This is a genomic window from Pseudomonas sp. TH41 (genome assembly GCF_016650695.1).
Lineage (GTDB): Bacteria > Pseudomonadota > Gammaproteobacteria > Pseudomonadales > Pseudomonadaceae > Aquipseudomonas.
Genome location: NZ_JAEKFH010000003.1, coordinates 250825 through 262240 on the forward strand (window position 1 = coordinate 250825; position 11416 = coordinate 262240).

Here is an 11416-nt window from a genome sequence, read left to right on the forward strand (position 1 = left end):
CAAGGATGTCAGCCTGACGGACCACGAAATCCTACGGACACTGATGAAACCCACACGGGTTGGTCACTGTCCCTTGGAGACGCGACGTTTTTTGCCAAGGATTGATATGAGCAACCTCAACACCTCAACCACCTTCGTTCCCGGGCGCCTGGAACAGATGTCCACGCGCATCGCCTTTTTCATCGCCGGTCTGGGTATCGCCGCGTGGGCGCCACTGGTGCCTTACGTCAAGGCGCGGGCCGGGCTGGATGAAGGAACCCTCGGGTTGCTGTTGTTGTGCCTGGGGGTGGGTTCGATCCTGGCCATGCCGCTGGCCGGGATTCTATCGACGCGTTTCGGTTGTCGACGGGTGACAACTGGCGGGACGTTGTTGATCTGCGCGGCCCTGCCCCTGCTGGCGACGGTGTCGTCAGTGCCGGCGTTGATCGCCACCTTGTTCATGTTTGGCGCTGGGCTCGGCACGGTGGATTCGACGGTGAATCTGCAAGCGGTGATCGTCGAGCGGGCCAGTGGCAAGCACATGATGTCGGGGTTTCATGGACTGTTCAGCCTCGGTGGAATCGTCGGCGCAGCGGGGGTCAGCGCCCTGCTCGGCTTCGGTTTTTCGCCGTTGGGGGCGATGGTGGTGGTCATCGCGTGCCTGGTGGCGGCGCTACTCAAGGCGGCACCACATCTGTTGCCTTATGGCAGTGAAAGCGCCGGTCCGGCATTTGCCGTGCCCCACGGGATCGTGCTGTTTATCGGCGGAATGTGTTTCATCGTGTTCCTGGCCGAAGGCGCGGCGCTCGACTGGAGCGCGGTGTTCCTGGCGCAGGAGCGCGGGATCGACACGGCGTATGCAGGGTTGGGTTATGCGGCATTTGCGCTGACCATGACGGTCGGGCGGTTGACCGGTGACACGATCGTCCGACGCCTGGGCTCTACGCGGGTCATTGTGTTCGGCGGGCTGACGGCCGCGGCGGGCCTGGCGCTGGCGACATTCGCACCGAGCTGGGAGGCCGCGTTGGTCGGCTATGCCCTCCTGGGCGCGGGTTGTTCGAACATTGTGCCGGTGCTGTACACGGCCGTGGGCAAACAGACGGTCATGCCCGAGCACATTGCCGTGCCGGCAATTACTACTTTGGGGTATGCGGGGATTCTTGCCGGGCCTGCGGTGATCGGGTTTATCGCCCACGGCAGCAGTTTGAGCTTTGCCTTCGGCTTGATGGCGCTGTTGCTGGTGGCCGTGGCCATCGGCGGGAAGGTCTTGAAGGTTTAAACGCTTCGCGGGCACAACGAAGAACCCCTGTGGAGCGAGCCTGCTCGCGAAAGCTGTGTGTCAGGCAACACCGTTATCGACTGGGAAGCAGCCTTCGCGAGCAGGCTCGCTCCCACATTGGATTGGTGTCGTGCGCAGATGTTGTGTGCAGATCAAATCATCGGATCCCAACGCTGGGACCAATCACTGTCATCAGCGACAACCTTCTTCAATAATTCGATCGCCAATTGCAATTCCACAGACGATCGATTACGGGAATACACCAGGTAAGTAGGGTAATTGAATTCCGGGGCCGAACTGACTCGCTCCAGGATCCCGCTTTCAATATAGGATTGCACAACCCGAGTCCGAAAATACCCCGCCCCGCCGTTATCCAATATGTATTGCAGTGCCACCGGCCCCAGATTAAATGAGAGCGCCGCTCGAGCATTTTCGGGGAGCGCCGCATCGTGGGCCTGTCGAAACGCCTCTCCCCAATCGATATAAACATACGGTGCAGGTTTGCTGACCAGGCGCACAAGCACTAATTTCTCTTCAAGAATTTGCTCGACCTGCAAACCGGGCCAATAGACCGGCTGATAAACCAGTACTGCATCCAACAGCCCTAGTTCCAGTTGATGCAGCAATGCCACCCCATCTCTTATTTCCGTCTTGATCGCATGCGACGGTATGTTTTTTTGTATTTCGCTCACCCAGTTCAGCATGAGCGGGTTACATAGACTGACCTCCCCGCCGATATGAAGTATTTTATGAAAACCTTCCGGCAAGGGTAAATCTCTAACGGCAGCCTCCCAGGTTTGCACCAGCTGATTGGCATAGACGACAAACGCTTCTCCGTCCGCAGTCAGTCTTGCCCCTGTTCTATTTCGAACAAACAACTTGCTGTTCAAACTATGTTCCAGCTTTTTAACTCGAGCGGTAATCGCGGTTTGTGTGACATGTAATCTGTCCGCTGCAGCGATAAGGCTGCCACACCTGACTATCTCTAAAAATGTTTTAGCCAGTTCAATATCCATCTGCGTTGATTACCGTAAAAAGAGGCAGTGTAATAAGACGTCTTCATGAATGGCAAAGGGGTGGCCGCACGCCCTCGTCGCTTTCATTGGCTTTCCCCCCTGTAGGAGCGAGCTTGCTCGCGATGGTGTGTCAGTCGACATCTATGCAGCTGACACACCATCGCGAGCAAGCTCGCTCCTACATGGGGGGGCATTCATTGGCTGACCACAATCTTCCCGATCATCTGCGGATGCAGCACACAAAAATACTCATACTCTCCCGGCGTGTTGAACACCCAGGAAAAACTGTCATGGGTATCCAGCGCCCCCGAGCGAAACACCTTGTGGGTTTCCGCCACGGTGTGCGGGATCTGGTCGTCGTTCACCCAGGTCACTTTGGTACCCACGGCCACGGTCAACTCCTTGGGCCCGAACATGAACTCCTTGATATCGATTTTCACGTCTTGAGCCCACACGGGCATCGACAGCATCAGACAGGCCACGGCCAACAATTGCTTTTTCATCCGAGCACCCTCCCCTAGACCAGTGTCGAATCGATCAGCGCCAGCGGATGATCACCCTGTGTCGCTCGCACATCGGTGATCCCCAAATAATTGCGCAGTTGATCCGCCGCCACCGTCATTGGCCCCGGTGCCGGCGCCGTACCCGGTGCAGGTTGTGGATAAGCGGTGCCGCGGGCGGTGTGGAAGGTGATATTGCCTTCAACCTTCTGGATGACCTGATGGATATGCCCGTTCAACACCGTCACCGAACCGTACTTACGCAGCATGGCAATCGCCTGGTCGCCATCCTCGGTGCCCCAGCCCCAGGGCTGATAAATCGTCCACAACGGAATATGGGTATACACCACGATGGGCGTGCTGCTCGTCACGGCGCGCAAGTCATCGGCGAGCCATGCCAGTTGGTCGGCGCCAAGGGTCGCTTCGTGGCCCGCCTGGAAGTTGAAGACATTGACCAGCGCGATGAAATGTACGCCGTGGTCATTGAAGCTGTACCAGCCATTGCCTTTGGTGCCCTTGCCGTAACGTTCCAGGTAGAGCTTGCCGCCGCCTTCGTCGAGGGTGTCGTGCTCGCCCGGCACATAGTGAACGGTGGACGGCAGGCCTTTGAGCAGCTGTGCGGCGGTGTCGAACTCCTCGGGTTTGGACAGGTGGGTGATATCGCCGGTATGCAGGATCAGCGACGGCGGTTTAGGCAGCGCGATGACCTTGTCGATGGCCACCTGCAAGGTCTTCAGCGGTTCCGGGTTGGCGTCTTTGTTGAAGCCGATGTGCGAGTCGCTGATCTGCACGAAGTGGAACGTGCTGGCCAGTGCTTTGGGGTCGGAGACGTTGCCCATCTCATCCAGTGCAAAGGCCCGGGGAATACCGCCGCTCAGGGCCCAGATCACCCCCGCCCCGGCCCACGCCGAGCATTTGAGGAGCGTTCGGCGGTCAGGGTTCAGCGGGCCGTCGGTACGTCGTTGCTGTTTTGAATGAATGTCCATCGGTCTTCCCTCGCTGGCGAACTACAGTGATGTAGCTGACACGAGATACAACCGGCCAGGACGGGGTTTTATTCCACCTCGACATTAAATCGCCCGTAGCAGCTGCCGAGGCACGAGGCTGCGTTGCGTGTCCGCAGAACCGCCCTCCGGGGGCCGGCCTTCGGGGGCCGCTGCGCAGCCCAACGCAGCCTCGTGCCTCGGCAGCTGCTACGGGGATTTGGGCCGCTCTTTGGAAAATAATTTTTTTCAGGGAATAAAAGACCACGCAGCACGGTTATAGGGGTGGGACAGTGCGGGAACCACTATGAAGCGATTTGAGGAATTGTTTGCGCCCCACCTGGACGCCGCCTACAACCTCGCGCGCTGGCTCACTGGCAACGACAGCGCCGCGCGCGATGTCGTGCAGGAAAGCGCCCTGCGAGCCTTCAGATTTTCACACCGCTTCGCCGACGGCAACGCCAAGGCCTGGTTTCTGACCATCGTGCGTAACGAAAGCTACACCTGGCTCAAGGCCTCGGCCGGACACCATTGGGTCGCTATCGGCGACGAACTTAGCGAAAACGATGGGGCGCTGAGCCACAGCCAGACCCCGGAACTGCTGGCCATTCACACGGAAAATGCGGCACTGATCCAGCAAGCCCTGTGTGCCCTGCCGCCGGCGTTTCGTGAGGTGATTGTTCTGAAAGAACTCGAAGACATGCCCTACAAGGACATCGCCCTGGTGGTCGACATTCCCATCGGCACCGTCATGTCGAGACTGGCCCGGGCTCGCGCCATGCTCAAGCTCGAACTACTGAAGTTGTACGATCATGAATGAACTCGATTGCACGGTTTGCCAGACGCTGATGCATGGCTATCTGGACAAGGAACTTGACCCTCCGACGGCTGCGACGGTGGCCGGGCATTTGGCCGAGTGCGCCGAATGCGCGCGGTTGCTTGATCAGACGAAGCTGCTGATGCTCAGTGTGAAGCGCCACGCGCCGTATTACGCGGCGCCGGCGTCGTTGACTGCCAGTGTGTTCGCCCCTGATGCCCCACCGCCCCGCACATTTGAACGTTGGCGAAAATGGTTCGCACCGGCCTTTTCAGCGGCGGCGCTGGGCTTGGCGGTGGTGCTTTATGTGGCAACACCTGCCAGCGAGCAGCCGTTGATGGACGAGGCAGTCTCCAGCCATGTCCGCTCGTTGATGGGTGAGCATTTGAACGATGTGGTTTCGTCCGACCGCCACACCGTGAAGCCTTGGTTCACCGGCAAACTCGACTTCTCGCCGCCGGTATTCGATTACTCGACACAAGGGTTTCCACTGTTGGGTGGGCGCTTGGATTATCTGCAGCATCAGACCACGGCGGCCCTGAGTTATGGACGGGCCAAGCACATTATCAATGTGTTTATCTTGCCCACGCAGGAGGCGGATAAGCCGCGACAGAGCCAGACGATTCGTGGCTTTAACGTGGTGTCCTGGCAAGCGAATCACATGCGGTTTGTGCTGGTTTCCGATCTGGAGAAAAGTGAGCTGGAGGCGTTCAGCCAGTTGCTCAAGAACGGCGGGTGAACGAAAGGCGAAGACTGAAAAAACTGTAGGAGCGAGCTTGCTCGCGATGGTGTGTCAGCTACATTGATGTCGACTGACACACCTTCGCGAGCAAGCTCGCTCCTACAGGGTTCGTGGTCAACCCTTGGCTCAGTGTTTGCGCAACCACTCGATAAACAGCGCAAACAGCTCCGACTGTGAACCGATATCCAGCTTCAGATAAAGATTCTTGCGGTGCATGCGCACCGTTTCCGGCGAAATACTCAACTGGCTGGCCGTGGACTTCACGGAGTGCCCCCTGAGCACCATGTGCGCCACTTCCCGCTCGCGTTCGGTCAACAAGTCGCAGCCAAATTGCTCGAAAGCCGACTGCACCCGGTGCTTGAGATCATCGCGCAAGCCTTGATCGTTACTGCTCTGCAACTCGGTACTGCGCGGCATGCCACGCTGACTGAACTCGCTGATAAATTCGCGCACCAGCGGTTCGACGGCGCGCAGCAGGTTGAGCTGTTCGACCCGCAGACATTCACCACCGAACCCCTGAAAGAGGCTGACGGAAATCTTCGTGTCGTTGCCCGTATCGACGATGTAGTAGCTGTCTTCCGAACAGCCCGCATTCAGGTAGTAAGTCTTGTAATAGTCACTGTCGAAAAAGTTGTCCGGCGCAATTTCCTCCAGGTGATAGAACCCTTGCGCCAACCCTTGCTCCACCGCCAGACAGAACGGGTCTAGCAAATAGCCCCCGGAAAAATAACGTTCAAGGATCGAGACCTGATACTCCTGTGCGATACCGCGCTGATGCAACAACTGTGGCGCACGGTCCTTGCGCTCCAGGCTGATCATCATCGATTCGATGGACACCAGTTGCGCCAACGCTGACGCCAGGTATTGCAGTGCGTCAGGCTCGTCGATATGGGCGAATGCCTCGCGCATTCCCCCATGCCATTTGTGCAGTGCCCCGAAGGGCAATGCGATCAGCGTATCGTCGTTTGGTTTGCTCATGCCCCGCAGTCTAGCGGGTGAGCCGGCACCGGGTAAAAGCCTGTCTGGCGAACTCATTGCCCGAAATACTGACCGTTCGCCTGAAGCTCGGCCGCCACTTCAAGAATGCACACCCGCAGGATCTCGACGATTTCATCGACCTGGGCGCAAGAGAGAATCAGCGGCGGCGACATGACATTGAGGTGCATGATCGGCCGCACCAACAATCCTCGGGACTGCGCACGTGAATGAATCATCTCGCCGATATTGATTTCATCGGCAAATAACGCCTTGGTGCGTTTGTCGGCGACGAACTCCACGCAGGCCATGAACTTCTGGCAGCGCACATCGCCCACCAGCGGCAAATCGCTGAGTGTCGCCAATCGCTCTTCCAGATAAGCGCCGACAACGTCGACATGTTCCAACAGGTTTTCCCGCTCGATGATCTCGATGTTTTTCAGTGCCGCCGTGCAGCACACCGGATGACCGCTGTAAGTGAAACCGTGGGTAAAGCAGCGACCCTTGCCCGGTTCGGCGATGACTTTCCAGATACGGTCGGAAAAGATGCAAGCGCCCAGCGGCAAATAAGCGGACGTCAGGCCTTTGGCCGTGGTGATGATATCGGGCTGAACATCGAACACGTCGTAGGACGCGAAGAACTTGCCCAAGCGGCCGAACGATGTCACCACTTCATCGGCGACAAACAGAATGTCGTAGCGCTGGCAGACTTCCCACATGCGTTTCAGGTAACCCTTGGGCGGAATAATCACCCCGCCCGACCCCATGATCGGCTCGGCAAAGAAGCCCGCGACCTTGTCCGCACCAATGGACAGAATCTTGTCCTCGAACTCGTTGATCAGAAACTCCAGAAACTGCGCCTCGTCCATGCCGTCCGGTGCGCGGTAGGGATTGGGATTGGAGACGTGGTGAATCTTGTCGTTGGCGTAATCGAATTCAGGGACACGGTCGGCGGCCTTGTTGCCGATCGACATCGTCAGCGTCGTGGAGCCGTGATAGGCGTTAAAACGGGCGATGACGTGCTTCTTTTCCGGCTTGCCGCGGCAGTTCTGATAGTACTGAATCAATCGGTACGCGGTGTCCACGGCGGTAGAACCGCCGGTGGTGAGGAACACATGATCGAGATCCCCCGGTGCCAGGCTGGCGAGCTTCTCGCACAACTGGATCGAGACGTTGTTGGACATGTCGGAAAACGGATTCGAATAGGCCAGTTGCCTCACCTGATCGGCAATCGCCAGGGCCATTTCTTCGCGGCCCAAACCGATGTTCGTGCACCACATGCCGCCGACTGCATCGAGAAAACGGTTGCCCTGAGCGTCGTAAATATAGGCGCCATCACCGGCCACAATGTTCAGGGAGCCCTGCTCGGCATGTTCGTCGAACATGTGATAGCCGTGCATGTAGTGGGCTTTATCGGCCTTGACCAGTCGGGACTCATCAGCGGCGGACAATACTTGCTTAGTTGGAGTAGCCATACAAAAACCTCAAACCGAATAGTTGAACGATCAGATCCCGCTCTTCACCGTGCTCCAGACGCGCGTGATGGCGCGCATGTCTTTCGCGTCCTGGGTCTTTTGCGGAAACAGCCGTTGACGTATTTCGTCATCGGGGTAAATCGCCGGATTGTTTCGCACACTGGCATTGAGCAACGGCGTGGCCGCCGCGTTGCTGTTAGCGTAATTGATGTAATCACTGACGTCGGCCATCACCTGTGGCTGCATCAGGTACTCAAGAAACTTATGGGCATTGGAGACGTGCGGTGCATCGGCCGGAATGTACATATTGTCAAACCAGATCAATGAACCTTCCTTGGGAATGAAATAGGCCAGATTGATCTTCAGCTTGGCTTCTTCGGCGCGGGCCATAGCGGTCGCATAGTCGCCGGACCAGGTCATGGCCATGCACACATCGCCATTGGGCAGACTGGTGAGGTAGTTCACCGAATCGAATTTCCTGATGTACGGCCGCACGGATAACAACAAATCTTGCGCGGCTTTCAGATCGGCCGGCGCAGCACTTCTTGGGTCACGCCCCAGGTACATCAGCGCCAGGGGAATCACTTCCGTAGGGGCATCGAGCAGGGTGACGCCGCAGTCGGCGAAGCGCGAAACGATTTTCGGATCGAAGATCATCGCCAGCGAACCAATCGGCGCGTCCGGCATGCGCTCCCTGATCTTGTCGACGTTGTAAGTGATGCCGTTACTGCCCCAGGTATAAGGCGCCGAGTACTTCGTTCCGGCGTCATAGCCCTGCAAGTCTTGCAGGACTTTCGGGTCAAGGTTGCTCCAGCCGGGCAGCAACTTTTTATCCAGCGGCTGGAATACCTTGGCCTGGATCAGCGGTGGCGCAAGGGAGGCATTCAATACGACCAGGTCATAACCGGAGTGGCCGGTGAGCAATTTCGCCTGGACCGTTTCATAAGCATCAAAGGTGTCATAAATCACTTTGATGCCGCTGGCCTTCTCGAAGTCCGAAATGGTTTTTTCGCCAATATAGTCCGCCCAGTTATACAACCGCAGCGTATTGGCATCATTGACTTCGGCGCCATGGACGCTGACTGACAGAGGGACAAGGAACACACTGAAAATCAACTTGAATGCCTTGCGCATAGCAAATTCACCTTATCAAGCAGGTTCCGTTCTGGATGACCGGATGAATCCACTATCGAGCGATTCGGCAAACGGCACCATACCCCGAAAGGGTGTGTGCGCCGGTTTACCTGTGCCGGTGTGGCGCAACATGGCAAAAAGCAGCAGTTTGGTTGACTCGTTTTGTCATAGCAGCGGCGCAGGTCAGGCGCTTAAAGTGCCTTACGCAACGAATACGCAGAGGCACTCAATGACCGACCTCATCAAACAACAACGTAACGACGGCGTGCTGACGCTCACGTTTGACCGCCCCGACAAGCTCAACGCGCTGAATAACAGCATGTACACGCAGCTTGGCGACCTGTTGCTGGCGGCGGACGAAGATGACGACATCGGCGCGATTATCTTCACCGGTGGCACCGCATGCTTTACCAGCGGCAATGACCTGGCGGACTTTCTCCAGCATCCGCCCACCCATCTGGACAGCCCGGTGTTTCGCCTGATGGGTATCGTCACCCACCTGAAAAAGCCGATGATCGCAGCCGTTTGCGGGGCGGCCATCGGGATTGGCACCACGTTGCTGTTGCATTGCGATCAGGTGCTGGTCACGCAAAACGCCAAGCTGCGCATGCCGTTCGTGAACCTGGGCCTGTGCCCGGAATTCGGCGCGAGCCTGTTGTTGCCTCGCCTGCTCGGCCATGCCCGTGCGGCGCGTTTACTGCTATGGGGCGACAGCCTCGACGGTACCGCCGCGGTCGCGTGTGGGTTGGCTAATGAAGTGTTCGACGACGGGCAGCAGTGTCTGGAGGCCGCGCAGAGCATGGCCCGGCGACTGCTGTCGATGTCTCAGGATTCCCTGCGCCAGACCCGGCAATTGCTCAAACAACCGTTGATGGCAGAACTGCAAGCCACCCTCCGCCAGGAAAACCTGTTGTTCATCGACCGTTTGAACAGCCCTGAAGCGCAGACGGCGTTGAACGCCATACTTAATCGCAGTACAGAAAAGAACCCATCCAAAGGAAAGTCGTCATGAACACCCCAGAAGTTTTTGTAGTCAGCGCCGCACGTACCGCCATCGGCACCTTCGGTGGTTCACTCAAAGACGTTCCCCCGGCCGATCTGGCGACCACGGCTGTGAAGGCTGCCTTGCAACGCTCCGGCGTGGACCCGGCGCAAATCGGTCACCTGGTGATGGGCAACGTGATCCCGACCGACACCCGTGACGCGTACATTTCCCGCGTTGCCGCCATCAACGCCGGCATCCCGAAAGAGACACCGGCCTACAACGTCAACCGCCTCTGCGGATCTGGCCTGCAAGCCATTATCAGCGCGGCCCAGACCTTGATGCTGGGCGACGCCGAGATCGCGATCGGCGCCGGTGCCGAGTCCATGAGCCGCGGCCCGTACCTGCTGCCTTCGGCACGTTGGGGTGCGCGCATGGGCAACGTCCAGGCCATCGACTACATGCTGGGCATCCTGCATGACCCGTTCCATGGCATCCACATGGGCATCACCGCCGAGAACGTCGCCGAGCGCAACGGCATCACCCGCGAAATGCAGGACGCCCTCGCCCTCGAAGATCAGAAGCGCGCGGCGTTCGCGATTGCCAACGGTTACTTCAGCGAGCAAATCGTCGGCGTCGAAATCCGTGATCGCAAGGAAACCAAGCTGTTCTGCGTCGATGAACATCCTCGCGCCACCTCCCTGGAACAGCTGGCGCAGATGAAGCCGGCGTTCAAGAAGGACGGCTCGGTCACGGCCGGCAACGCTTCGGGTCTGAACGACGGCGCTGCTGCGCTGGTCATGGCGACCGGCAGCGCGGTTCAGGTCAACAACCTGCGGCCACTCGCCCGTCTTGTCAGTTATGCGCATGCCGGCGTCGAACCGGAACTGATGGGCCTGGGTCCGATTCCTGCCACGCGCCTGGCGCTGAAGCGCGCCGGCCTGACAGTGGCTGACCTGGACGTGATCGAAGCCAACATCGCCTTCGCCGCCCAGGCCTGTGCGGTCAGCCAGGAACTGGATCTGGACCCGGCCAAGGTCAACCCGAACGGCTCGGGCATTTCCCTGGGGCACCCGGTGGGCGCGACGGGGGCGATCATTGCTACCAAAGCTATCCACGAATTGCACCGGATTAATGGTCGGTATGCGTTGGTGACTATGTGCATTGGTGGTGGTCAGGGGATTGCGGCGATTTTTGAGCGGGTTTGAGGGGTTGATCGATTGGGGGCATATCCGTTTTTGCGGTAGCGGCTGCTTAGGGTTCCGCCCTTACGGCGGGTCACTTTGAAAAGCGCAAAGTAACCAAACGCTCATGCCCCTTTCGTTCGGTGCCTCAAGATCAAAAGCTGCAGGCGAGCTAACGCTCGGCCTGTTGAGTGATGAGAAGCAAAAGCCGTACGCCGATCTGCTTTATGTGGGAGCGAGCTTGCTCGCGATGGACTTGAGAGCAACGCGTTTATTCAGGAAGAACGCGTTATCGTTAACGTCCTTCGCGAGCAAGCTCTCTCCTACATGGATTTTCGCCGGCACGGGAC

Annotated in this window: 11 protein-coding genes; 5 read left to right on the plus strand and 6 right to left on the minus strand. The window is 58.1% G+C overall.

From position 1 onward, the window contains the following. Nucleotides 1–106: 106 nt before the first annotated feature. Nucleotides 107–1258, plus strand: coding sequence for an MFS transporter (locus JFU37_RS03915; protein WP_201113083.1), 1152 nt, complete (start codon nt 107–109; stop codon nt 1256–1258). A 152-nt stretch (nt 1259–1410) separates the two neighbouring features. On the opposite strand, the gene JFU37_RS03920 is transcribed toward JFU37_RS03915, so the two are convergent. The 3 genes from JFU37_RS03920 to JFU37_RS03930 all read right to left on the minus strand — a co-directional run bounded on the left by JFU37_RS03920 (nt 1411) and on the right by JFU37_RS03930 (nt 3760). Continuing rightward, nucleotides 1411–2274 (minus strand): LysR family transcriptional regulator, encoded by an 864-nt coding sequence (locus JFU37_RS03920; protein WP_201113085.1) that lies wholly within the window; start codon nt 2272–2274, stop codon nt 1411–1413. Nucleotides 2275–2468: 194 nt separating this feature from the next. Further along, the gene (locus tag JFU37_RS03925) at nt 2469–2777 is read right to left on the minus strand and encodes a cupredoxin domain-containing protein (RefSeq protein WP_201113087.1); all 309 of its coding nucleotides are present in this window, start codon (nt 2775–2777) and stop codon (nt 2469–2471) included. Nucleotides 2778–2791: 14 nt separating this feature from the next. Continuing rightward, nucleotides 2792–3760 (minus strand): metallophosphoesterase family protein, encoded by a 969-nt coding sequence (locus JFU37_RS03930; RefSeq protein ID WP_201113089.1) that lies wholly within the window; start codon nt 3758–3760, stop codon nt 2792–2794. 304 nt (nt 3761–4064) lie between these two features. On the opposite strand from JFU37_RS03930, the gene JFU37_RS03935 reads away from it, so the two are divergent. After that, entirely contained in the window at nt 4065–4577 is a 513-nt protein-coding gene (locus JFU37_RS03935) for a sigma-70 family RNA polymerase sigma factor (RefSeq protein WP_201113091.1), read from the plus strand. After that, a complete protein-coding gene (locus JFU37_RS03940) occupies nt 4570–5313 on the plus strand; it encodes an anti-sigma factor family protein (RefSeq protein ID WP_201113093.1) in 744 nt (247 codons plus the stop codon). The genes JFU37_RS03935 and JFU37_RS03940 overlap by 8 nt, the downstream gene beginning before the upstream one ends. A 129-nt stretch (nt 5314–5442) precedes the next feature. On the opposite strand, the gene JFU37_RS03945 is transcribed toward JFU37_RS03940, so the two are convergent. Genes JFU37_RS03945 through JFU37_RS03955 form a run of 3 tightly spaced genes read right to left on the minus strand, consistent with a single transcriptional unit; the run spans nt 5443 to nt 8900 of the window. Continuing rightward, entirely contained in the window at nt 5443–6351 is a 909-nt protein-coding gene (locus JFU37_RS03945) for a LuxR C-terminal-related transcriptional regulator (protein ID WP_201113095.1), read from the minus strand. Continuing rightward, nucleotides 6348–7766, minus strand: a complete 1419-nt coding sequence (locus JFU37_RS03950) for an aminotransferase (protein WP_201113097.1) — start codon at nt 7764–7766, stop codon at nt 6348–6350. Before JFU37_RS03950 ends, JFU37_RS03945 begins: the two co-directional genes overlap by 4 nt. A 30-nt stretch (nt 7767–7796) precedes the next feature. Then, nucleotides 7797–8900, minus strand: a complete 1104-nt coding sequence (locus JFU37_RS03955; protein WP_201113099.1) for a polyamine ABC transporter substrate-binding protein — start codon at nt 8898–8900, stop codon at nt 7797–7799. Between the two features lie 229 nt (nt 8901–9129). Here JFU37_RS03955 and JFU37_RS03960 point away from each other — a divergent pair, with 229 nt between their 5' ends. Both JFU37_RS03960 and JFU37_RS03965 read left to right on the plus strand, forming a co-directional pair. After that, nucleotides 9130–9912: an enoyl-CoA hydratase gene (locus JFU37_RS03960; RefSeq protein ID WP_201113101.1), complete on the plus strand. Its 783-nt coding sequence runs from the start codon at nt 9130–9132 to the stop codon at nt 9910–9912. Next, a complete protein-coding gene (locus JFU37_RS03965) occupies nt 9909–11090 on the plus strand; it encodes an acetyl-CoA C-acyltransferase family protein (protein ID WP_201113103.1) in 1182 nt (393 codons plus the stop codon). The genes JFU37_RS03960 and JFU37_RS03965 overlap by 4 nt, the downstream gene beginning before the upstream one ends. The last annotated feature ends 326 nt before the right edge of the window (nt 11091–11416 follow it).